Origin of the sequence: Paenibacillus sp. FSL K6-1096, from assembly GCF_037977055.1 — a bacterium.
In the GTDB taxonomy this organism is placed as follows: Bacteria; Bacillota; Bacilli; order Paenibacillales; family Paenibacillaceae; genus Paenibacillus_AQ.
On the sequence record NZ_CP150274.1, the window covers coordinates 5,331,748 to 5,355,650 of the forward strand.

21 protein-coding genes are annotated in these 23,903 nt (G+C 53.2%); 10 read left to right on the forward strand and 11 right to left on the reverse strand.

The features are described from left to right. Positions 1–20: 20 nt before the first annotated feature. Positions 21–956, reverse strand: coding sequence for an ABC transporter permease subunit (locus tag MHI24_RS23680; RefSeq protein ID WP_340021966.1), 936 nt, complete (start codon positions 954–956; stop codon positions 21–23). 235 nt (positions 957–1,191) lie between these two features. Here MHI24_RS23680 and MHI24_RS23685 point away from each other — a divergent pair, with 235 nt between their 5' ends. Next, a complete protein-coding gene (locus tag MHI24_RS23685) occupies positions 1,192–3,516 on the forward strand; it encodes a helix-turn-helix domain-containing protein (RefSeq protein WP_340021967.1) in 2,325 nt (774 codons plus the stop codon). A gap of 43 nt (positions 3,517–3,559) precedes the next feature. Here MHI24_RS23685 and MHI24_RS23690 read toward each other — a convergent pair whose 3' ends face one another. The 7 genes from MHI24_RS23690 to MHI24_RS23720 all read right to left on the reverse strand — a co-directional run bounded on the left by MHI24_RS23690 (position 3,560) and on the right by MHI24_RS23720 (position 9,908). After that, positions 3,560–4,276 (reverse strand): ABC transporter permease, encoded by a 717-nt coding sequence (locus MHI24_RS23690; protein WP_340021968.1) that lies wholly within the window; start codon positions 4,274–4,276, stop codon positions 3,560–3,562. Continuing rightward, positions 4,276–5,226 (reverse strand): ABC transporter ATP-binding protein, encoded by a 951-nt coding sequence (locus tag MHI24_RS23695; protein WP_340021969.1) that lies wholly within the window; start codon positions 5,224–5,226, stop codon positions 4,276–4,278. Before MHI24_RS23695 ends, MHI24_RS23690 begins: the two co-directional genes overlap by 1 nt. A 123-nt stretch (positions 5,227–5,349) precedes the next feature. Then, entirely contained in the window at positions 5,350–6,393 is a 1,044-nt protein-coding gene (locus MHI24_RS23700; protein ID WP_340021970.1) for a HAMP domain-containing sensor histidine kinase, read from the reverse strand. Between the two features lies 1 nt (position 6,394). Then, positions 6,395–7,090 carry a response regulator transcription factor gene (locus MHI24_RS23705; RefSeq protein WP_340021971.1) on the reverse strand — a complete coding sequence of 232 codons (696 nt, stop codon included), beginning with the start codon at positions 7,088–7,090 and terminating at the stop codon, positions 6,395–6,397. Between the two features lie 177 nt (positions 7,091–7,267). Next, on the reverse strand, positions 7,268–7,474 hold the full coding sequence (locus tag MHI24_RS23710) for a hypothetical protein (protein WP_340021972.1): 207 nt from the start codon (positions 7,472–7,474) through the stop codon (positions 7,268–7,270). A 161-nt stretch (positions 7,475–7,635) separates the two neighbouring features. Beyond that, entirely contained in the window at positions 7,636–8,916 is a 1,281-nt protein-coding gene (locus MHI24_RS23715; protein ID WP_340021973.1) for a glycoside hydrolase family 27 protein, read from the reverse strand. Between the two features lie 110 nt (positions 8,917–9,026). Further along, complete coding sequence (locus tag MHI24_RS23720) at positions 9,027–9,908, reverse strand: AraC family transcriptional regulator (protein WP_340021974.1); 882 nt, start codon at positions 9,906–9,908, stop codon at positions 9,027–9,029. Between the two features lie 146 nt (positions 9,909–10,054). On the opposite strand from MHI24_RS23720, the gene MHI24_RS23725 reads away from it, so the two are divergent. Further along, entirely contained in the window at positions 10,055–11,122 is a 1,068-nt protein-coding gene (locus tag MHI24_RS23725; protein WP_340021975.1) for an SGNH/GDSL hydrolase family protein, read from the forward strand. 356 nt (positions 11,123–11,478) lie between these two features. On the opposite strand, the gene MHI24_RS23730 is transcribed toward MHI24_RS23725, so the two are convergent. Next, positions 11,479–13,515: an ATP-dependent DNA helicase gene (locus MHI24_RS23730; protein WP_340021976.1), complete on the reverse strand. Its 2,037-nt coding sequence runs from the start codon at positions 13,513–13,515 to the stop codon at positions 11,479–11,481. A gap of 152 nt (positions 13,516–13,667) precedes the next feature. On the opposite strand from MHI24_RS23730, the gene MHI24_RS23735 reads away from it, so the two are divergent. Further along, positions 13,668–14,954, forward strand: coding sequence for a DUF1963 domain-containing protein (locus MHI24_RS23735; RefSeq protein ID WP_340021977.1), 1,287 nt, complete (start codon positions 13,668–13,670; stop codon positions 14,952–14,954). A 152-nt stretch (positions 14,955–15,106) separates the two neighbouring features. Continuing rightward, complete coding sequence (locus MHI24_RS23740; RefSeq protein ID WP_340021978.1) at positions 15,107–16,546, forward strand: PAS domain S-box protein; 1,440 nt, start codon at positions 15,107–15,109, stop codon at positions 16,544–16,546. On the opposite strand, the gene MHI24_RS23745 is transcribed toward MHI24_RS23740, so the two are convergent. After that, the gene (locus MHI24_RS23745; RefSeq protein WP_340021979.1) at positions 16,533–17,579 is read right to left on the reverse strand and encodes a LacI family DNA-binding transcriptional regulator; all 1,047 of its coding nucleotides are present in this window, start codon (positions 17,577–17,579) and stop codon (positions 16,533–16,535) included. The two genes, MHI24_RS23740 and MHI24_RS23745, sit on opposite strands and share 14 nt — an antisense overlap. Positions 17,580–17,851: 272 nt before the next feature. On the opposite strand from MHI24_RS23745, the gene MHI24_RS23750 reads away from it, so the two are divergent. From MHI24_RS23750 to MHI24_RS23760, 3 genes are all read left to right on the forward strand, one after another. Next, complete coding sequence (locus tag MHI24_RS23750) at positions 17,852–19,384, forward strand: DUF5605 domain-containing protein (protein WP_340021980.1); 1,533 nt, start codon at positions 17,852–17,854, stop codon at positions 19,382–19,384. A gap of 1 nt (position 19,385) precedes the next feature. Next, on the forward strand, positions 19,386–20,423 hold the full coding sequence (locus MHI24_RS23755; protein ID WP_340021981.1) for a Gfo/Idh/MocA family oxidoreductase: 1,038 nt from the start codon (positions 19,386–19,388) through the stop codon (positions 20,421–20,423). A gap of 218 nt (positions 20,424–20,641) precedes the next feature. Then, positions 20,642–21,295: a serine/threonine-protein kinase gene (locus MHI24_RS23760; protein WP_340021982.1), complete on the forward strand. Its 654-nt coding sequence runs from the start codon at positions 20,642–20,644 to the stop codon at positions 21,293–21,295. 59 nt (positions 21,296–21,354) lie between these two features. Here the strand turns inward: MHI24_RS23760 and MHI24_RS23765 are convergent, their stop codons facing one another. Continuing rightward, entirely contained in the window at positions 21,355–21,783 is a 429-nt protein-coding gene (locus MHI24_RS23765) for a hypothetical protein (RefSeq protein WP_340021983.1), read from the reverse strand. Positions 21,784–21,916: 133 nt separating this feature from the next. Here MHI24_RS23765 and MHI24_RS23770 point away from each other — a divergent pair, with 133 nt between their 5' ends. From MHI24_RS23770 to MHI24_RS23780, 3 genes are all read left to right on the forward strand, one after another. Next, entirely contained in the window at positions 21,917–22,402 is a 486-nt protein-coding gene (locus MHI24_RS23770) for a molybdenum cofactor biosynthesis protein MoaE (protein ID WP_340021984.1), read from the forward strand. 52 nt (positions 22,403–22,454) lie between these two features. Next, a complete protein-coding gene (locus tag MHI24_RS23775; protein ID WP_340021986.1) occupies positions 22,455–23,177 on the forward strand; it encodes a DNA alkylation repair protein in 723 nt (240 codons plus the stop codon). A gap of 109 nt (positions 23,178–23,286) precedes the next feature. Beyond that, positions 23,287–23,778, forward strand: a complete 492-nt coding sequence (locus tag MHI24_RS23780) for a pyridoxamine 5'-phosphate oxidase family protein (RefSeq protein ID WP_340021987.1) — start codon at positions 23,287–23,289, stop codon at positions 23,776–23,778. The last annotated feature ends 125 nt before the right edge of the window (positions 23,779–23,903 follow it).

A 23,903-nucleotide genomic window follows, 5' to 3' on the forward strand; every position in this document is an offset into this window, starting at 1 on the left:
GATACTCCTCCTTCCCGGATTTAATATAATGCGCCATCTTTGAAGTACTTGCGGGTAACGGCATTGGTACCAAAGACAAGGATAAATCCGATAACCGACTGGAACAGTCCCACGGCCATCGCTTCAGAAGGGTCGCCGATCTGGCGCAAGGAGCGGAAGACATACGTATCAATAATATCCGTAGTCGAATACAGGGTGCCGTTGTCCCCGATGAGCGCATAGATCATCCCGAAATCGCCGTACATAATTTTGCCGACCGAGAGCATCGTCAGAATAATAACCGTTGGCATCATTAGCGGAAGCGTAATCCGAAAACACATCTGCAGGCGGTTCGCCCCGTCAATCTCGGCGGCTTCATACAATGTCTCGTCGATGCCGGTAATGGTCGCCAGGTAGATGATCGCGCTCATGCCGGCGCCCTTCCACACATGCATGATGGTCAGAATCGCCGGCCAGGACTGGGCTTCGGTATACCAGTTCACGGAAGCCATGCCGAATTGGTTCAGAATTCTGTTGATTACGCCCATATCCATCGAGAAAAGCGCATACAGCACATAACTGATGACGATCCATGAGATGAAATTGGGGAATAACATCAGCGACTGGCTGATCTTCACAAACAGCTTCTTGCGCAGCTCGTTCAGCACCAGTGAAATGGCCAGCGCCATCAGCGTGCCGAAAACAATAAACAATAAATTGAGGTAAATGGTATTGAAGGTAACTGTAAGCGCTTTATTAGAACGGAAGAAAAACTCAAAGTTTTTGAAGCCGACCCATTCGCTATGGAAGATTCCTTTTGTATAATTGAAGCGCTGGAAAGCAATAACCATATAAGGATAAGTCAGATAGCCGAAAATAAATGTGTATGCCATGGCCGGCAAAACCAACAAATAGGATGTGCCATTTCTGCGGATGTCTGACAGTATGCTGAACCCTGGACGCCGTTTTTTCTTCAATTCCTGTTCCCCCCCTATTTGCTATTGGTTTGTTATAGATGACTGTTGCCTTGCTTTCAGCTTAGCTATAGCCGGAGTAAGAGTCTATTTTAAAACCCGGCAAACGCTTTCAAATTAGCACACAAGGCTTTCAAAAAAGCAGAATGGCTTTCATTTTCGCCTGATTCAGTACCTTTTCGGCTGGAAATGTACTATATTAAGAAATGATAACGGGCAGCTTGGGGAGGAATTCAGCATGCGGGCAACCATCAACCGGCTTGTTCGATACAAGGCATTTCAGAAGCTCACCATCTCATATTTCCTGCTCGTTCTGCTAACTGTAAGCCTGCTGTCCAGTGTACTCTTCTCCCTGTTCTCCCGAAGCGCCATTAAGGAGATCGAACGTAATTCCCGGGCGATGCTGTCCCAGACCACTTACGCCTCGGATGTCGTCTATAATCAGGTCAACACGATCGGAAATACACTGCTGATTCAACCGGAGGTCCTTACCTTTCTGGATGAGACGGTGGAGGACAAGGTGAGCAATTATCATATTTTTCAGCAGATTGAACAAATCACCAATCTGAACCCGTATATCCACAGCATCGGAATCCACCGGCCTTCTACAGGCACGACTATCGATACCGCCGGGCTGCCGTTCGACGCATCACTCACCGCGCTCAGTGCGAAGCAGTACATGGAGTTCAATCCGCGCAGTCTGAAGGTTGCAGGCCGGAATAACGGCAGGCCGTTACAGTTCCTGACATTCTTGCTGTACCCGAATTTCGCATACCAGACCGCGGGCAGTCCGCTGATCTATATCAATGTGGAGGAGCAGTCGATCCTGACGACCATCCGTAAGATCGGCAAAGCGGATGCTGCGAATAATGTGTTTGTAATTAATAATGAAGGAAAAGTGCTGTCCCATACCGATTCCAATCTGTTTCTGGATGATTTATCCCGGGAAGAGTATGTGCGCACGATATTAATCGAGAACCGGAATGAGAACAGCTTCACCACAACAATCGCAGGCGAAAAGAATCTGGTCACTTATGTAAAATCAGAGGAACTGGACTGGTATTTTGTAAGCGTTTCACCGTATTCTGAGCTTATTTCTGACATCGACCAGCTCCGGGGGATTACGCTGCTGGTGACAGCCGGAATTGTACTTGCAGGTCTGTTGAGCTCTATCCTGCTGACCTCGAACATGAATAAGCCCTTATCGGCGCTGCTGGACAAAATCATGCCTGCCCCGGCCAAACCCGCCTCCGGCTTGGCGCTGATCGATGAATATAAGATGGTGACCGAGGTGTTCCACTCCTATCATGAACGTGAGAAATCGATGCAGTTTGTCATCAGCCATTCCTCCCGGACTGTCCGTGAGCATTATCTTCATGCCCTGCTGCGTGGTCATTCCCTGGAGGACTCGGTCTCAAGCGACATGATTAAGGAGATCGGTGAGGAGGTTGCGGGGCCGTTTTTTGGCGTGCTGGTGTTCAAGATCAATGAGCTGGAGCCGGCAGGGGAGAGGGGGGAAGGGAAACAGCAGGCCTTATTGCGCTTCGCGCTGGGGAATATCGCCAAAGAGCTGCTGGAGCATATTGGCCCCTGTGATGTACTCATTATGGGGGGGAACGAAGCCGTTGCCATCCTTCAATACACGAAAAATCAGCCGCCGGAGGAGCTAAAGCCTGCCTTACGTAATGTTCAAAGCTTCCTGAACCGTTACTTCAAGGTCACAGTTTCTATAGGTATAGGAGATATAGCCTTTGGAAAAGGGAATATTCCGTCCTCGTATACCTCCGCGCAGCAGTATGTGAAATACCGGCTAATCTATGGGAAGGAAGCGATTCTGGATGCTGTAGCGACCCGCCACCATGTGCTGACAGCCTTAAGTTATCCCAGTGGCTGCGAGAAGAAGCTGATTGAAGCCGTGCAGCAGGGCAAGCCGGAGCCTATTGTTAGCGCTATTGAGGAATTTACCGATACCCTATCCAGCGGTTCGGTTCATCAGATCATCACCTTCAGTACGCAGCTTATGCTGTCGTTGCTGAAAGCTTTTGACTATTTACAGCATGTGCCGGATTCAAATTTCAATGATTACCTGCAGGCGGTAACCGATATTGAAGCTGCTGAGGACTTGACGGAGATCCGTAACATATTCAACCGTTATTGCTCCACCATCTGCACGTTAATTGAAGATAAACATCACTGGATGAATGCCAAGAAGCATAATATTCTCATTGAAAAAGTGCAGAATTATGTCCATGAGCATTATGCCGAGCCTAACATCTCTCTCGATCTGGTGTCCAAAATCGCCGGACTGTCCCCCAGCTATCTGGGCAAGCTGTTCAAAGGAGCGACCGGGCTATCCTTCAGTGAATACCTGAACAACACCCGGCTGGACAAAGCAAAGGAGCTGCTTGCTTCAACGAATGACACAGCGGCCAAGATCAGTGAAGCGGTAGGAATCTACAATATCACTTATTTCTCCACCTTGTTCAAGAAAAAGTACGGGCTGACTCCTTCAGCCTTCCGCGAACAGGAGGCGATGAGAGGCGCTGTAGGTGATGAAGAGTGATATAAAAAAACACCTGCTGAAGAGCGCAGGTGTTTTTACTTGGTTACGGCTGCTCCGCATATCTCCACCAGGCGAAGGTTCCGGCGATTCCAATAATTCCGGTATACGCAAGGATGATGATACTGCTCAGCTGCAGCGTACCGGTGCTTAGGAATACCGACGGGATGGTCCATGGGAAGTAGGGTGCAAATCCAAAGGAACTGAGCACATTGGACAGAATGACAATGATCAGGATGAGCCCCAGAGGTGCCAGGTAGCCCTTGGTCACATTAGCCAACAGAACGCTTGGTGCGGTCACCAAAATGAACAGCAGCGAGGTGATCAGGAACTTAAGGAACAAGCTCCAAATGAACGCGGCGGACCCGCCAGCAACACCAAGGATAGCTCCTACGGCAAGACCAACGGCAAACATATAGATGGACAGCAACACGCACCATGCTAAAATGACCAGGAACTTGGACAATACAATTTTCGCTCTGGATATGGGCTTGGCCAGTAAATCTTTGATGGTCCGGTCTGAAAATTCCCGTCCGAATACCCATGCGGCCACAAAGGTGTATCCGATCACTCCCAGCGGGGCAAGTGTCTCCAGCAATCCGTTCAAATACGCTTCCCAGGTGACACCGCCGGCGTCACTGGATAATACATTTCCGACGCCCATCATGATCGGCCCGAAGCCTAGCACCAGGAACATGATCCAGAACACGTTCGAGCGGACAATCTTGCGGAGCTCACAATGCAACACCGATAGAGTATTCATTATACAATCCCCCTGTTAACCCCGATGGTGCGGAGAAAATAGCCTTCCAGGTCCTCTGTAACCACCCGGAGCGACGTTGGCGGCTGATTGTTTTGCACGAGCAGTTCAGCCAGCCGTTCCGGATGATCTGCGGCATGTTCATTGGTTAGCTTAAGAGTGCCGTCCGGGGTATCCAGGAAGTCATAGCCATGCGCCTCCAGCACCTTCTTTAAGGCAGGCTTGTTCCGGCCGTTCACGACCAGGCTTTTCTCCAAGGACTGCTCCAGCTTGTCCATAGCTACTTCTTGCACCAGCTTGCCACCGTGAATAATCCCAATCCGTGTAGACACCTTGGAGAGCTCCTCTAACAGATGGCTGGATATAAACACCGTGATGCCGAAATTGTGCGCCAGATTATATAACATATTCCGTATCTCTGCTACGCCTGCGGGATCAAGACCGTTGATCGGCTCGTCCAGGATCAGAATCTCCGGGTTGTGAATCATCGCTTTGGCCAGTCCCAGGCGCTGCTTGTTCCCGAGGGAGAGATGTTTTGCTTTTTTCTTTTTGTGCGGCTCCAGCCCCAACTTATAGATCACCTGCGGTACAGCATCCTTGTCCGGCACCCCTTGCATACGTCTGGCGATCTCCAGATTCTCCGTTACAGTCAGATCCGGATAAAAGGTCGCCTCCTCCAAATACCCGACGTTGCTCCATAATTTAGAGTTTCCGGCGTCGACCTTCTCACCTAACATATAGAGCGAGCCCGAGTTAGGCTTGATCATCGCCAGCAGCATCTTGATCGTCGTTGTTTTCCCGGCGCCGTTCAGTCCCAGGAATCCGTAGATCTCGCCCCGGCTGACCTCCAGCGAAAGATTGTTTAATATGGTATAGTCGCCAAACCTTTTGTGCACGCCGTCAATTTGTATCGCGGGCGTGCTGCCGATTCTTTTCTTGGATAAAATACTCATTCTTCCTCAGACCTCCTACTAGTAAAGCCAGTGTTTGTTGTGTTCTGCTACAACCTATTTTCACATCCAAACATGAAGCTTCTTTAAAGGAAAAATAAACAGATCTGAAGAGAATATAAAAAATTATAAAGGCAGACTGAATCTGATCCCCAGACCGCCATGTTCAGAGGGGAAGGCCACAATCTCGCCTCCATGGTGCTCAATAATCGATTTACAGCTGGCCAGCCCCAGGCCAAGTCCGCCCTTGCGGATCTGCCGCGACGGGTCCACCGTGAAGAATTTGAGGAACAGCGATGACATGTCCTTGTCCGGCACACCGATGCCATTATCCTCAATCTGAAAATAGGCATAATGCTCCCGCAGGTATCCCGTCATATACACCTTCAGATCAGGCTTCCCCCCATATCTAACAGCATTGCTGAAGAGGTTGCCGAACACCCGGCGAATCATCGGTTCATTAACCGTCAGCCATATGCTGTCCGTGAAGGAATGGCGGCAAGTCAGTTCAATATCAAGTCCCGCCAGCTCGTATTCATATTCAAAAGCAATGTCGGCAAACAGTGCTGTCGCCTTTACAGGCTTAGCGGTCATGGATTCAAGCTCCGATTTTTCTTTGGTGAAGCTGGAGAAATCATTGAGGAGGTCAACCATATAGGCTGATTTCCGCTGAATCAATTCATAATATTCCTGCTTCTCTGCTTCGGGTAAGTCCTCATGGGTAGCCAGCAGTTCAGTGAAGCCGTTAATCGAGGTCAGAGGTGTCTTCAGATCGTGGGCGATGGCGGCAAGCATATCGGTCTGTTCTCTGTGGGCGAGCTGAAGCCGATGCTCCATTTTATTGAAATGGTTATATAGCTCTCCAATCTCGTCCTTACGCTTCAAAGCCAGCGGGGACAGGGGATGGACGACATTGACTTCCTCTAGCCGGGCATTCAGCCGCCGGATCGGCTGCTCGATGCGGAAATGAATATAGATGATCAGAATGAAAAATATACAGCCGGCCATGGCGAAGATGGGCAGCAGCAGCGCCAGGTATCGTGAGTCCAGCAAGTTGGTGCGTATCGGGGAATATACGGCAAAGACAAACTTTAAATACAAACCAATCGAAAACATCAGAATCAGCAGCATCAGCAGGAATAACAGGGGAAGCTTGATTTTCAGTTTCATCCTATTGCTCTCTTTCTGTGTATTTATAGCCTATGCCCCAAATGGTTTTGATGAAGTTATGCTCAGGACCCAGCTTCTTGCGGATATTCTTGATATGAACTGTTACGGTATTGATCTCTCCGTATTCATCTCCCCAGACGTTCTCATAGATTTGCTCCCGGCTGAGTACCTGGTTGGGATGACGCATCAGGATCGACAGAATCTGAAATTCCTTCGCGGATAAGTCGAGCTTCTGGCCGTACAGAAAGGCTTCATACGTTTTATCATTCAAAATAAGCGGAGCATCAGCCTTGTCTTTGGCAGGGCTAAGCTTATCCCACTCCTGATGCAGCCTGTCCACTTTGCGGAAATGCGCCTTGATCCGGGAGGCCAGCTCCTGAATACTGAACGGCTTGGTCATATAATCGTCCGCGCCGATTTCCAGACCGACAATTTTATCAATATCCTGATCCCGTGCGCTTAATAACATGATGGGCACATTATACGAGGACCGGATCGTCCGGCAGACATCCAGTCCGCTCATATCAGGCATGACGATATCAAGAACAATGAAATCGATAGGGTTACCCTCCACGGCCGCTAAGGCTTCCCGCCCGGAGCTGGCCGTGATGACGGCAAATTGCTCGTACCTTAAGCTCTTGCTGATGAGCTTCACAATTTCTGCATCATCGTCTACCACTAATATCGTTTTGGACATTTGATTACCTCCCGGGCACTGAGCATGTTGAGATTAATGATAATTGGTTGAGGTTGTGGTTGCAAACCAAGGGCTATATTCTGAGAATCGGGGGAAAGGAGAACCGCATAAATAATAACCGGGCCGGATAAGATGATCTCTTATCCGGCCCGGTTAATGTACTGCCCAACTGTCAGGCTATGGGTTCTTACGGTTCTTCTCTTCGTCAGGATCGGCTTCAAGGCCGGGAGCCGCTACCTCCGGGTCATTCCCCAGCACAGCACCCACGATCTCATCCAGCTTGTCTGTCTCGGATTGGCCGTCCGCCGGACTGGGTTCGCCCTCCGGAATCGGGTGGACACCTGCGGTGCGTCCGTCGAGCGGTGCTTTCTTCTCATCCTTCATCTGTAACTCTCCCTTCTGAGTGCAGTCTCTGTCTTAGGATGTGTCTGCGATTGCCGTTATATGTAACGATAACCGCAGGCGGGGGTGGTGAACCAAGCGGGAAAGGAATAAAAGCCGGGAATCCAGTTTGACTGGAAATCCCGGCTTTCTATTATCTTCTACTATAACAGGCTATACAACCGCACCCCATGCGCAGGCACGGTGGTCAGTAGTGCGCCTGCGTTCAGCGCAGCAGGTGTCTGGCTCCACAGCTCTGTGCCTGCGGCCACGCCGCCGAGACCGATCTCTGCGAGGCTCAGGTTCACCGGCAGCGGGCTGCTGCCAATATTGAAAACGGCCGCATAGCGGGTGCCATCGTCGTGAGCGGCGGTCCAGACGATCAGATCGTCCCGGCAGAGGGCTTCTCTGGCGCTATGGCTCTCGCGCTGCATGCGCAGCACCTCGCGGTTGGTGAGCAGCGACAGGGTCCAGTCGTCGTTGTCGCGCAGCTCGCCGCCGAAGATGAGCGGTGAGCGGAAAATGCTCCACAGCGACATCATCGTCAGCTGCTCGTCACGGGTGAAGCGGGTCCAGCGGTCATCCCCGCCGCCATCGACGGAGCGGACGCCGATGTGGCCGAGCGGCAGCATGTCGCAATCCGGCCAGGAGCCGGCCTGCGGGACGCCCTGCCAGCTGCGGCAGCGGCTGAACATGTCCAGCAGCAGCTCCCAGCGGTCCCAGAAATCATCCGTTATGCGCCACATGTTGGCATGTTCGATGAAATGTTGTGCGTATTCTACCGGAGCAGGGCCAGGGGAGAGGCTCAGCACCATCGGGCGTCCGCAGTTCTCAATCGCCCGAGAGATCAGGGCAATCTCTGGCTGATGGGTGTCGTGCAGCCTGGAAGCGGCGATGTCATCCACCTTAACCAGATCGACGCCCCACTGCGCGTACAGTTTAAAGAGTGAATTATAGTAGGCCTGAGCGCCTTCCTTGGAAGCATCGACACCGTACATATCCGTATTCCACGGACAGATGGAGGCGGTGTGCGCGATCTCGCGCGCCGTTGCGTCCGTCCCCAGAACGGCAGTGCCGGCATGGGCGGCCTGACGCGGGATGCCGCGCATAATGTGGATGCCGAACTTCAGTCCCAGGCTGTGGACATAGTCAGCCAGCGGCTTGAAGCCCTGACCGCCGGCGGCGGAAGGGAAGCGGTTCTCGGCAGGCATCAGCCGGGAGTATTCATCCATAACCAGCGGGACGAAGGGACGGTACAGGGAGGATACGGCACCAGGCTCATACCACTGAATGTCAACGGTAATATAGCTCCAGCCGAAGTCTTTGAGATGCTCGGCCATATATTCCGCATTGCCGCGGATTTCCGCTTCCGTTACGGCTGCGCCGTAGCAATCCCAGCTGTTCCAGCCCAGCGGCGGGGTGGGTGCTGCAAGCTTATGATTCATTGTGTATTCTCCTTTTGTGAATAGATGATTGCTCTTGTCATGTTCATCATAATCAAGGAGAATCCTAATATCTATAGTAATCTTAAGCGTTGAATAGCACTATATTGCGCTTAATCGAAAAAGAGGCGGCGGTAGGTCAGACTCTCATCCCCGCTGCGGAATTCCCCCGGCGTCAGTCCGGTCAGGCTGCGGAAGGCCTTGATGAAATAGCTTCCGCTGGAGTAGCCGACCTGTTCAGCGATCGCTTCAATACTTAAGCTGGTCCCCCGCAGCAGCTCCATGGCCTTCTCGGTACGTACTCTGGTCAGGTAAGCGCCGGGTGTCAGGCCCGTGCTGGCCGAGAAACGGCGGATAAGATGATATTTGGACAGGGAGACATGCTCAGACAGCTGGTCCATGCTGATCATCCGCGAATAATGCTGCTCAATGAATTCGGCGGCCCGTCTGATATTCTCTGACCAGGTGTCCCGGTCACGCAATGTGGCCGCCTGCATCCGGGCCAGCTCGGTCACGAACTGGTAGACGCTGGACGAGGCAATCAGCGGATCGGAGATCCGGCCCGCACCGGCATCCATTACAATCATCCGCGCCAGCCGGACAGGTGCACAGTCTGCAGGCAACCGCGGCACCTCGCCCGCTTCGCGCAGGAATTTGCGCCAGTGGGGCAGGATCAGATTCGGACGGATCAGCAGGAACAGGAACTCCCAGGGCTCTGCCGCATCCGCCGGGTAGTAATAACGGTGCGGCCCGGGAATCTCCGCCAAAAGCGCCTGTCCTGCCCGCACCCGGTAGGTCCGGCTCTCCGACTCGAACACGCCCTCACCGGAGAGGGTGTACTGGAACAGCAGCAGCGGGCCATCACTGCGCTCCAGACCGTCCCAGCGGTAAGCGGGATCAGAGACCGCATCATAACCCGCTGCGAATAAGACGCATAGCTGCAGCTCCTTGTCTTCCGCAAAGCGGAAGCCGTAGGTTCCTTTGGGGATGTCCATAGTGTCCTCCTTATCTCAGGGATGGCATAGCCGTGTTTGTCTCCCCGCATGTATTTTTATCATACCTGACCCCGCACTAATCTTCATTGATAATTGAGAATACCTTTGTTACTGTACAGATAGAATCAGAGAAGGATGGTGCAGGTATGTCTACAATGCAAGTGTACAAACCAACAGAGAAGCATGTCAAAATCATCGGGCGGACCCATCGTGTCAACGATGTGCTGTGGCTGGCCCTGTCGGGCAGCGGAGTAGAATTCTCGTTCTATGGTACAGCAGCCCGGATTACCCTGGCAGGCGATGATATTGCTGTAACCGGCAATAATCTGGCCCGGATCGGGATCAGTGTGAACGGCCGGCGGGTGATTGACGATCAGATCGACCAGCCAATCCGAAGCTATACCGTGTTCGAGAGCGGCACACCGCAGGAGATTACCGTCAGAATTACGAAGCTCTCCGAAGCGGCGATGTCCACGGTTGGCATCCGGGAGATTGCCGTAAATGCTGCCGAGGGCATTCAGCCAACCCCGCGACAAGTACATACCATTGAATTCATCGGCGATTCGATCACCTGCGGCTATGGCGTGGATGACGAAGAGGCGCTGCATTCTTTTTCTACGGCTACTGAAGATGTGACGAAGGCTTATGCTTACTTAACGGCTGAACAGCTTGGAGCGGATTATAGCATGGTGTGTTACAGCGGCTACGGAATTATTACCGGTTATACGGAGAACGACCAGAAGCTGACCACGCATCTGCTGCCCGATTATTATGAGAAGGTAGGCAAGTCGGAGGGGAGATTTGGCGGCAGCCTGCTGCCCCAGGAGGTGCCTTGGGAGTTCAGCAGGTTCACACCGGAGCTGATTGTGATTAATCTGGGCACGAACGATGATTCTTACACCAAGGATGACCCCGCCAAGCAGGCGGATTATGCTGAGAGCTATGTAGCTTTTCTGCAAAAAGTCAGACGGAACAATCCCGATTCTACGATTCTATGCACGCTGGGGATCATGGGGGACAGACTGTATCCTCATCTGGAGCAAGCGGTGGCCCGCTATTCCCGGGAATCCGGCGACAGCAATATTAGCACTATGAGATTCGAGGTACAGCTGGAGGCCGACGGCTATGCCGTCGATTATCACCCGTCCCAGGCAACCCACCGCAAAGCGGCAGACAAGCTGACGGCTGAGATTCGGAAGCTGATGAACTGGTAGGAAGGTTACGGTGAGAGGGCGGGGACGAAGCGGAGCGGGGAATCAAGTGGTGATTGCACTATGTACAGTAGAAATCATAAAAACTTCACTAAGAACGCTGCCTATTGTATTTAGTACAGTAGAATGCTGGATGAAAGCTCATTATGGGCAAAATCTCTGAATTCTGTTGTACATAATACAGTAGCAGGGAGTAAGGGGAGGTTTACAACCTATTCTAATGTACAAAGTACAATAGCCCCATGCTTAGGAATGAAATTCCGCTCCCGCCCGCCGCCCACGCCTAACTCAACCCCGCGGTAACTCCGCCTTTTTCACCAGTCCAGCGCATCAGCACTCCAGCAGACGTGCAGGGCCGGTTACCGGTGTATCCCCTTCTCCCGTACGAACTGCTCCAGCACCCCGAAATCCTCGGTGACCCTGCGGAACGGAAGTGCAGCCAGCACCTGCTCCCGGTAATGGTTGCGCGCTCCGGCGGACAGCCGGGAGTCGAGGATGCTGACGATGCCCAGGTCCGTCTCGCTGCGGATCAGGCGTCCGGTGCCTTGCCTCAGGCGGAGCAGCATGTCCGGCACGAACACCTCCTGCATCGGATCACCGGCCATAGCTGCCTTGTACTCATAGACCGGATCGGCCGGGACCGGGAACGGCAGCCGGAATACGATCAGATGTGACAGGTCGGAGCCCTCAATATTCACGCCTTCCCAGAAGACGCCCGTACTCAGCAGCACCCCTTTGCTCGCCCGGAATTCAGCGATAATCGCGTCCTGGGATGAGCCTTCCCGCTGCATATGCAGCGCCCAGCCCAGCTTCTCCGCACTTAGCTTCTGATGAACATATTTCATATCCTCCTTGGCCGAAAAAAGCACCAAAGCCCGCCCGTCCGTAACATTGCACAGCCGCAGCAGCTCCTTGTACGCCGCCTCCAGATAAGCCTCCCGGTTGGCCGGAGTGTAGTAAGGAACATTCCTGGCGATGTACATCATCGTGTGGTGAGGATAGTCAAAAGGGGAGGGCTGGCGCTCCATATATTCTCCCCGGTAGCCAAGCGACTGTGTCAGGTATGCATACTGCTCCTCCAGCGTCTCCCCGGTCTGGCAAAGGGTGGCGGAGGTGAGAATGACCGGGGTTTTGCCATTGAACAGACTGTGCTTCAGAAATTGGCTGATCCCCTTCGGGCAGATGCTGAGAGTTGCTTCTCCCCGCGGGCTGCCGGCCCAGAGCAGATAGCGCTTCTCTGTACCGGCAAGCACCTGGAACAGGTGGAGCATTCCGCCCACGGCTTCATACGCATTGTCGATCTCCCGCTCGTGCCGGGACACCAGAACGGAGAGGCTGAGACGGAATTCCTGCAAAATCTGAATGCCCCGCAGCAGCGGCAACCCGGTAATCTCTGATACTTTAATCCGGTCATTGTCCTGCTTGGCTGTGAGCCGCAGGTCTGCCTCGACCTGTCTGAAGATGCCGCGCAGGCAGCGGGTGACCAGCTGCAGCGAGGACATCAGGCTCCGGTCGGCGGAACGCCTGACCAGAATCTGCACCGCGTCCTCCAGCGCCCGGCAGGTTCCGCGTAAGGTGAATTCCAGCGTCTGGGCATCCCGGACCTTAGCTTCCAGATTATGCGCTTCATCGATCACGATCAGTGCAGGCCGGTCTGTGATCAGACCCTTGGTCCCTTCCTTCTTCTTGATCAGGTCGCGGATCAGCAGGTCCTGGTTGACGATAATGAAGTCCATCTCAGAGGTTCCGGCGTTAATCTTCGCTCTCATCTCATAGAAGGAGCAAGTGCTCCGGTAATGGCAATACTCGAACCGGCAATCATTCACACACACGTTCGACCAGAGGGCGTCACTGACTCCACTCTTCAGATCGGCCCGCTCGTTGATCTCTCCATGCATAATCCGCTCTGCCAGTGACAGGAGGGGGGAGCCGGAGGAGGCTTCAGCCCCTGACAGCTCCGCTGCCCGCAGCCGGCAGGCATATTGGCCCATACCTTTACCGACAACGGAGCGGACCATGGAGAAGCCCAGCCGGCTGCCGATGAACCGCAGGTCTCTATGGATCTGCTCGGAGAGCTGGATAGAGGAGGTGGCGATAATGACCGGCTGCCGCGAGATCTGATTGATCAGCAGGCCGGGAATGAGATAGGCGAAGGATTTGCCGATGCCGACACCGGCTTCAATCATCGCATTGCGGCCATGGATATAAGCGTCGGCGATATCCAGAGACATATCCTGCTGGCCGGTCCGCCCGGTGAGGCCGAGTCTGGGGAAGCGGTCATACAGGCGGAAGATGGCATTGATTAGAGCAGGCTCGATGTCTTTGACCGGCTCCTTCTTCTGTGAGTTGTAGAAATCTTGTAACCAGCTGATGCCGACCGCCCCTTTTCTATACAATGATTGTCTTGTCCTGCATGAATTCCCATGAGGCTGTTATTATTCCAGATCGAAGGCTGATAGTCAAGGACTTCATTCGAACCGGTAGGGTAAATATACTATAATAATCACAAGATTCTGATTTGCATATCCACCCCGAAGGGAGAGGTACAATGAGCGAGCGTCTGCCTTGTCAGACTCCGGGCTGTACGGGAACGATACTTCCCGCAACTGCACTGAAAACCGGAGGCATCTGTATGCCCTGCTACCAGCAGAAGAAAGCGCTGGAGCACCAGGCTTACATTGAACAGAACCGGAAAGAGGTTAACCGGTACGCCGGGATCAATGATCCGGTGGAGATTCTGAAGATTATGCACAGTCCGCGCAGACATGACCCGCTGATTCAGGAAGTGCCTTACCCCCGAACTGCACAGGAGATCTATCATGGGCTGACGAAGGAAGAACGTGACCGGATGGAGAGCTACGCAGTAGATTTATTAGAAGAAGAGGATACCGATCAGGCCGAAATGATTCTGTTATCGCTCGCTTGCTTCACCCGTGGAGAGATTAAGCTCGGGCTGGAAGCGTTCATGCGTGAAGAGATCTATCATCCTTCCATTCTGTATAAAGATGCAGGAGTGGAAATCAGGTCACAGCTGATAGAAAAAGTTGAATCCGATCCCGCCAACCGCAATCACCTGCTGCTGGCGCTCGCCTGGATTGGTGATGAAGCGGTGGTCAGACAGTTCGCGGTCTGGCGGGAGTCCCCGCCGGAGTGGGCGTCCGCGTTGTATCAGCCGCCTGAGGCCTATGCCCGCTTTGCGGGCTGGGAGCTGGATGAAGAGGGAGGGCAAAGGTGGCTGTTCCACCGCGAATGTTATCCGTTCAAAATAAGCGCGGAAGATAGCACGGAAGCACCTGCTACTCCGGCAGCGGTCACCGTGCTCCAGGCAGGAATGCAGTCCTGTCCATGGTGCGGGGGCGGTTTGACTGAATTATTCGATTTCGACTTGCAGCATCCGCAGCTTGAATTCATGAAGCTTCCCGGCAAACGCCTGCGCATTGCCGCCTGTATGCATTGTAACTGTTACGGAACCGTATATATGAAGGCCGATCTGGAGGGCAGGTATTCCTGGAGCGAATATAATGTGGTCCCGGAGTACCTGCCTGAACATGGGGGAGGAACGTATGAAGCGGACTGGAGGGAGATGCGGCTGTCGGAACAGCCTGCCGGTACCTATGAGAGTGCCGAATGGACACTGGAGGCGCCCGCTTCACAGATCGGAGGACACCCGGCCTGGATTCAGGATGCGGACTATCCGGCTTGCCCCTGCTGCGCCCGGACGATGACCTTTGTGGCTCAGGCCGATATGGGACAAGTGGCGGATGATGAGGGGATCTATTATGCTTTTGTCTGCCGGGAATGCCTGATCACAGCGGTGAATTACCAGCAGACTTAGACGGCTTACTGCTCCCCGGCCGACAGCCTGATCTTGAATGAATTTCCATGAGGTTGTTAATTAATGCACTTCAGTACCCTTAATTTGTCACAGATAAGTTTCGCTGGAAGTGCTAACATGGATGGAAATAAACTGGCTGCGGGAGCTGAAATATGAGTGATTTCTCAGTTCATCACATGATGCATTACTCGCTGTATTCTTATGCCGAGTATAGTCCGGACCCGATGTATATTCTAAGCACGGACAAAAAGGTATGTTATGCTAATTCTAACTTTGTGGAGCTGTATGGGTGGACCACGGAAGAATTGAATCTGTATGATTTCCCTCATGTTCCCAGTGAGCTCAGGGATGAGCTTGCCCGGATGTACCTCTTCATTGATCAGGGACAGCGCCTGTTTGCCCTGGATACCTTCAGGAATAAACGGAATGGTGAGCTGATCAGTGTCAAAATTACGATATCCCCAGTGAAAGATCTGGAGGGGCGTATAACGGCTTACGTGTGTGTGCTGAGAGATGTAACGGACATCAAGTTCTCTGAGCTGAAATATTATAAATTATTTAATGAAGCCAATGATTCCATGTATATCTATGAGCAGGATGATCAGGGTAAACCGCTCAAATTCCTGGATGTCAACGAAGCAGCCTGCCGGGTGCTGGGCTACACACGCCAGGAATTGTTGAATGAAACACCGCTCACTATAGCTGCTGAAGCGCTGATTTCAGAGGCAGACCATGTCTTTCGTGATATTCATTTGGGAGAGCGGGCATTTGTAGAATGGGTTCATGTTACGAAGGAAGGCAGGTCCATTCCGGTGGAGATCAGTGCGAAGCCGCTTCAGCTGAATGGCCGGAGGATGGTGCTCTCCATTGCCCGGGATCTGACTGAACGCAAGAAAACAGAAGATTTCCTCCGGTACAATGAGAGCCTGTCCATGATCGGTGAGCTGTCGGCGGGCATCGCTCATGAAATCCGCAACCCGCTCACCAGCATCCGGGGGTTTGTTCAGCTTCTGTTCTCGCAATCGAAGATGAATAAAGAGCTGTATGAGATTGTATTATCTGAGGTAGACCGGATTAATTCAATTATCAGTGAACTGCTGCTGCTGGGCAAGGAGGCTCCGTCTGCAATGAAAGAATGTGATCTGGTCCAGCTGTTAAGACAGGCAGTTATACTGCTGAATGGACAGGCGCACATGTCTGACAACGAGATTGTTATGCAGACGGATCTGCACAGTCTGCCTCTAAGATGTGCAGAGAACAAGCTGAAGCAGGTATTTATCAACGTGCTGAAGAACGCAATAGAAGCAAGCCCGTCTGGTGCAGAAATTAACGTAGCGCTGAACCGGGTGGGAGCGACCGGAGTGATTCACATCATGGATAGCGGACCGGGCATACCGGAAGAGCTGCTAAGCCAGATTGGCTCGCCGTTCTTTACCACCAAATCGGGAGGCAACGGACTGGGCGTCATGATCAGCAAAAAAATCATACATAATCATATGGGAACATTCCAGTTCAATCAAAAGCAGCCGACAGGGACTACAGTTGAAATTACGTTGCCCGTGCTTCAGGAAATGAAGCCTACAGCTCCGTAGAGGCCTCAACCCTCCGGCAGGAGCCCCGTTCGATCAATAGCGTATCCACCTTAACCTTGGTGCTGACTGCGGGCCGGACATGAAGGGAGGCGGTGAACAGATCCACGGCCCATGCGGCCATCCGTTCCTTCTCGACATGAACCGTAGTCAGCTCAGGGGTCACAATCTGCGATTCATTGATGTTATCGAATCCGATGACAGATACATCCTCTGGTATGGACAGGCCCAGCTCACCCAGCGCCTTCATGGCGCTGATGGCGATGTAATCACATTCACAGAACCAGGCGGTCGGGAAGGGCTGTCCGCTGTCCAGCAGACCCTTCAGCTTGTCCCGCAACGGTCCCTGCGAGGAGATCATCGTCGGGGGAACCGCCAGGATGTGGCTGGGCTGAATGTCCGTCTGAAATTCCGCGATAGCGGCCATGAAGCCGCGCTGCCGTTCTTCAAAGTTATGAATCCGCTCCTCGGACGCGAGATAGCCGATTCTCCGGTGTCCCTGCCGCGCCAGATAGCTCCCCGCCTGATAGGCCCCCATATAGTTGTTAATCTCCACAAAAGGCACAGGAAGCGCATCGAAGCAAGTATCCAGTACGATCAAGCCGGGCAGCTTCTCCGCGAGATCCGCGATTCTGGAGGCAGCCAGGCTGGTGCCGAGCAGAATCACACCGCTGGTCCGCTCCTCCATCAAGGTCTGAATTCCCTGCGCATAGTGCTTTTCTTCAATAGTGGAGAAAATAAGACTGTACCCGCTCATCCGGCAGCGTTCCTCAATATGATGAATCAGCTCCCGGAAAAAGGGCTGCTGGTAATACTCCTCATGCACCAGTCCGGCGTTCGTGAACACCAGAAAGCGCAGCGTCCTGGCGTTGCCTTCAGCGGCCGCCGCTCTCCCCCTGCCTGTATATCCATAGGCCTCAGCCAGATACAGAATCCGCTTGCGTGTCTCCGGCCCGACCCCCGGTTTGCCGTTCAGCGCCAGCGAGACTGCGCCCTTGGAGACCCCGGCCAGCCGGGCAAGCTCCTCCATATTCAATGCAATTCCTCCGTTTCCGTACGTTATAAGTATCTTTAGTGTAGGGGAAGAGAGCAAATTTAGCAATTCGCCTGTGTTTTGTGTTTTGTTTAGTATTGTTTAGTTTATAGACTATGGCTAATCATCCGAAAATCGTGCGAAATTAGAATATTGACGGGCATTTTCATGTGAGGTAGGATGAGCTTATCATCGATTATATTATATTAACATCAATATTTGTTTAGCTATCGTTTAGTTTGCATTTGCGGTTCATACAGAAGGGAGCAGGATGTATGGCAAATCAGGAGGATGCAAGACAGGCGGCTGCGGATCAGGAGAAGGTTCAGCTGTCATACCCGGCGCAGGCGTCCAAATGGGGAGTGTATGAAATGGTACTGCATGGGGGGCCAAGCCAGGGGAATCCATATACGGATGTGGCTCTGCAAGCGGAATTTACCTTCGGAGAAAGCTCCGTGTCAGCTCTGGGCTTTTATGACGGGGAGGGTGTGTACCGCATCCGGTTCATGCCGGATCGTGAAGGGAAGTGGTTCTTCCGTACCAGCAGCAATGAGCCTGCTCTGCATGAGCTTGAAGGGGTGTTTGAATGTACCGCTGCTGCGGAAGGGAATCACGGCCCGGTCCGGGTGAAGAATACCTTCCATTTTGCCTATGAGGACGGAACGCGCTATTTGCCTGTCGGTACTACCTGCTATGCGTGGACACATCAGGGCGAGGAGATGGAGCAGCAGACCCTGGAGACACTGCGGGCGTCCGCTTTTAACAAAATCAGAATGTGCGTGTTCCCGAAATCCTACTCTTACAACGAGAATGAGCCCGAATATTATCCCTACGAAGGCTCGGTCCAGGAAGGCTGGGATTACACCCGGTTCAATCCGGGGTTCTTCCGGCATCTGGAGGAGCGGATTGCGGACCTGGGCGGGCTGGGGATCGAGGCTGACCTGATTCTGTTCCATCCGTATGACCGCTGGGGCTTCGCGGATATGGGCAAGGAGGCGGATGACCGGTATCTCCGCTATCTGGTGGCCCGGCTGTCGGCTTACCGCCATGTCTGGTGGTCGCTCGCCAATGAATATGATTTCATGCGGAACAAATCGCTGGCAGATTGGGAGAGATATGCCCACATTGTAACGTCGTATGATCCTTACGGGCACCTGATCTCTAATCACAACGGCATTGCCTTCTATGACTTCAACCAGCCTTGGGTTACACATTGCAGCATCCAGCGGGTGGATGCCTATAAGACCTCCGAGAATACAGACGAATGGAGACAGCGCTGGAATAAGCCTGTCGTCATCGACGAGTGTGTCTATGAAGGCAATGTCGAGCACGGCTGGGGAAATATTACCGGGGAAGAGTTAGTCCGGCGCTTCTGGGAAGGGGCGGTCCGCGGCGGGTATGTCGGGCATGGCGAGACCTATCTTCACCCGGAAGACAAGCTCTGGTGGGCCAAGGGCGGACAGCTCTATGGGACGAGTCCGGAGCGGATTGCTTTTCTGCGGCGTGTGCTGGAGGAGGGACCTTCAGAGGGGCTGAACCCGTTGCCTTCGGAGTGGGATCTGCCCAGAGCCGGAGTGGAAGATGAATATTATCTCTACTATTTCGGCTTCAACCGTCCGAAGTTCCGCCAGTTCACGATGAACCCGGAGTTCCGCTATAAGGTGGAGCTGCTGGATACGTGGAATATGACGGTGGAGGTGCTTGCGGGCAGTGTTCAGGGGACCTTCCGGGTCGATTTGCCGGGGCGGATGTATATGGCGGTGAGAATCACGCGCCTGCACGGAGATCATGGCTTGGAGGCTAAATAGAATGTGGAAGATTGGGATTGTGGGGGCCGGATATTGGTCAGATAAGCATTTGCAGGCCTGGCAGCGTATCCCCGGCGTTCAGATTCAAGGCCTGTGCGACCTGGATTCGGCTAATCTGCACAGGAAGGGTGAGGTATACGGGATTCCCCGGGAGATGCTGTACGCTACTCTGGAAGAGATGCTATCTTCGGCTGACATTGATATCGTAGATATTATTACCCCGCCGGATACCCATCCTGTGCTGGTTGGACTGGCCGCCCGGGCCGGGAAGCAGATCATGTGCCAAAAGCCTTTTGCCCGCTCCATGGAGGAAGCGCGCGGGATGGTGGAGACTGCGCGTGCTGCGGGCGTCCGGCTGATGGTCACCGAGAACTGGCGCTGGCTCCAGCCGGTCCAGGCGGTCCGCAGGCTGCTGGATGAGGGTGCGGCCGGGCGGCTCCAGACGATCCGTTACATTCATACGGATTATTATTCACCGCGTTTTGCCCCGGAGAATGAGCTGCCGCAGCCGTTCTTCAGGGAGATGCCGAGGCTGCTGTTCTATGAGATGGGCGTGCACTGGTATGATACATGGCGCTTCCTGTTCGGGGAGCCAAAGCGGCTGTATGCCGAGACCCACAAGGTCAGCCCTTATATTGCCGGGGAGGACGCCGGGCTGATTACCCTCGGCTATGACGATTATATGGGCCTCATGGATATGAGCTGGGCCACCCGGCAGAATCTGTCCGGCCCGCTGACTCTGCCTGTGCTGCCGGACCATAAGGAGCAACTGATCATCGAAGGTGATCAGGCCACGATTAAGCTGTACAGCAGCGGCACCCTTAGCGTGATAGATAATAGCGGGACCGAGACCGTTGTTTCGGAGGGCAACGGGCTTGATTTTGAAGAGAGCCATTACCGTCTCCAGTCTCACTTCATTGATTGTCTAAACACGGGCGAGGAGTTCCAGACGAGCGGGGAAGATAATCTGAAGACACTGGAGCTGGTGTTCGGCACGTACCGGAGTGCGGCGGAGCATGAGGTTATTCATTTGGGGTAATGGTTCATAGCTAGTGAGGAGCCGGACAGCCGCTGTCCGGTTCTTGTTGATGTTTTGGGGTCCCCGCAAAATACCTGAGTCATCACCTATGCTAAAGCCTCACTTTGTGGGGTTATTTTGCTGCCCTGCGGACAGACGTGACATTGGCTGTTCGCCGCAGAATAGCGTACACTAAGCTAAATAGAATTCTTAACAACCATAGCTGCGGGGTGTCAGGCATGGAGAAGCTGCTGAAGCAGATCACGGACGAACTGTTAGGTCAAGTTATCATTGAGAGCGTGAATCCGCTGGAGCCGGTGGTGGTCCGCAATGTCCCCAAGCCCTGGAAGATCCTCGGAACCGGAAATTATGCGGCGGTGTTCTGCCGTCAGGGGGCGGAGGCATATGCGGTGAAGATCTATGCGCCGGGCCGGCCCGGCATCGGGGAAGAAGCAGAAGTTTACCGTAGCCTCGGCCGCCATCCCGCCTACTCGGAGTGCTATTATGCCGAAACGGACTTTCTGATTCTCAAAAGGTTAGGCGGAGTTACCTTCTACGATGCCATGAAACGGGGCATTCTCATTCCCGGACAGGCTATTGAAGACATTGACAACGCGCTTAAGTATGCGAGATCCCGGGGACTGCGTCCGCATGATATCCACGCCAAAAATGTAATGCTCCGGGACGGCCGCGGACTGATCGTGGATATCTCCGATTTCCTGAAGGACGACGATTGCAGCATGTGGGAGGACTTTAAGCGGCTGTATTACCGGCTATATTGGCCGGTGGCTTCCCGCCGGGTGTTTCCGCTGCCCCGCCCGGTGCTGGAGACGGTACGCCGAGGGTACCAGTTATGGCGGCGGTGGAAGGAAAAAACAAGCCGCCCCAATTAAATGGAGCGGCTTGTTGAAATAGAAGAATTTATACTTTTTAATTATGGATTCATTTACAGTCAATGCTTCCCCATCTGTGCTTTCAACCTTAGGATTTGCTGTTCTGAGAGACCTGAAGCTTTAACAATAACTGAGTCCTCTACACCAAGTGCAAGAAGTTCAAGTACTATGGCCTCTGCCTTTTTTTGTTCACCCTTAGCAATCCCTTCGGCAATCCCTTCCGCCCGTCCTTCTGCTCGCCCTTCTGCTCGCCCTTCCGCCTTAGCACCGTTCATCCGTGAAGCCTCATCCCGCAGATACTTCATCCGGGCATCATATTCCATACGTGTAGCGGCATCCTGGCTCAGAAATTCAAGAGTATCCATTGCTTTTTTCAGCATGGGTTCATTCATGGTCAGCACCTCCCAGGTCATTCGGCAGACAGGATAATTCAATAAATTAATTGTAACATACCTCTTCAATTGGCTGTAATCGTCGCCTTTTTCCATACTGCGCCCCGGGAGCCGGGAACAGGCAGATGCGTGGTATAATCGGAAGGGCTGAGTACAGATTTCGCGGCAGATATGGATACACCGGAGCAGTATGCGGATCTGCTGCATTTTATCAAAAGGGAGTGAGCTCATGGACAGCGCATTATTTGAAATTACCAGCTTACCTATTATACCTTCCGAGGTATCCGATAAAGTGGTGCGGCGTGAAGCGGGAGCGATTACCTTATTCATTGGCACGGTAAGAGAGATTACACAGGGGAAGCGGACCTTATATCTGGAATATGAAGCTTATCCGTCGATGGCTGTCGCCCAACTGGAGCGGATTGGGCAAGAGGTTATCGGGCGTTGGCCGGATACGAAGGTGGCGGTGACCCACCGAATTGGCAGGCTGGAGATTAGCGACATCGCCGTGGTGATCGCGGTCTCCTCGCCCCACCGTAAGGCGGCTTATGAAGCGAATGAATATGTGATTGAGCGGATTAAGCAGATCGTTCCGATCTGGAAGAAGGAGATGGGCGAGGACGGCGAGTTCTGGATTGGCGACCAGCTTGGCCGGCAGACGTACCCGGAGGGGCGGCCCGAACTGCCGGATATTCCGGCGGAGGACAGGAAATAGCGGCTGCTATTTCAATTTGAAGGGAATACTTCATATAAAGGAGTGCTGCATCATGAACGCTGAACAGGTCATGCAGGAGCTTGAAGCGCTGGGCAAGGAACGGACGAAGAAAATGTACTGTGCGAACGGGGCACAGGAGCCGCTGTTCGGTGTGGCTACCGGCGCTATGAAGCCGATTTTCCGGCGGACCGGCATCGACCAGCCGCTGGCAGAGCAGCTATATGCGACCGGCAATTATGACGCCATGTATTTTGCCGGGATCATTGCTGATCCGAACGGCATGACAGAGGCGGATTACAACCGCTGGATGGACGGGGCGTATTTCTACATGCTGTCCGATTTCGTGGTCGCTGTAACGCTGGCGGAAGCAGATATCGCCCAGCAGGTGGCGGATGCCTGGATCAGCAGCGGGGAGGACCTGCGGATGTCGGCGGGCTGGAGCTGTTACTGCTGGCTGCTGGGCAGCCGGCCGGACCGGGAGTTCTCTGAGGCCAAGCTGGCCGGTATGCTGAAGCAGGTGGAACAGACCATTCATCAGTCGCCGGAGCGGACGCGGTATTCGATGAACAATTTTATGTACACGGTAGCCGTATCGTATTCACCGCTCCATGATCTGGCGCGTGAGACGGCGGAGCGGGTGGGTCCGGTCGAGGTGGGTAACGAACAGCCGGGCAAAAGCAAGCAAGCGGGTAAGCGCATCAGCGCATACGATAATATTATGAAGGCTGTGGAAAAAGGCCGGATCGGCTTCAAACGCAAACATGTGAGATGTTAATTTTGCAGGGGATGCTGGATCATCCGGTAACGTTTCGCCTTTTCTGGTTAATAAATGCTATGCGTTTGGACAACCTATTCCCTATCCCGGAAGAAAAGAGGCGGTAAAGATGTCAACGACCCACCACACTCATGAAGAAGCCGTGGAGACGGTGCGCAAGCTGATCAAAGGCATCGATCTGGCGATGCTGACCACAATCTCGGAGGAAGGGCTGGTCTCCCGGCCCATGAAGACCCAGGAGGTCGAATTCGACGGAGACCTGTGGTTCCTGACCAAGAAGGATACCAGCAAGTTCGGGGAGATTCTGTATGATCCGCGGGTGAACGTGGTCTATGCAGATAAATCCTATGTATCCATCCGCGGGCGAGCTGAGATTGTCGGCGATGTGAATAAGAAGAAAGAGCTTTGGAGTCCAGGGTACGAGGCGTTCCTTAAGACAAGCTATGATGACCCGAATGTCATTCTGATCAAAGTCCATGCCGAAGCGGCTGAATACTGGAAGAGTGGCAATCTGGCCGAGAAGGCGGTATACATGTTCAAGCGGATGACGGGCCAGGACACGGACGAGCTGAAGCTGAATCAGACGGTCGAGCTGGAATAGAGTACAATAGAATAAACAGTCAGTTCAAGCAATTCTACACTGGGGGATCAACAGCATTTGTCTGTTGGTCTCTTTTTGTTGTGGAGCCGACGGGAAAATAAATGTCACGTTACATACGCCTCATG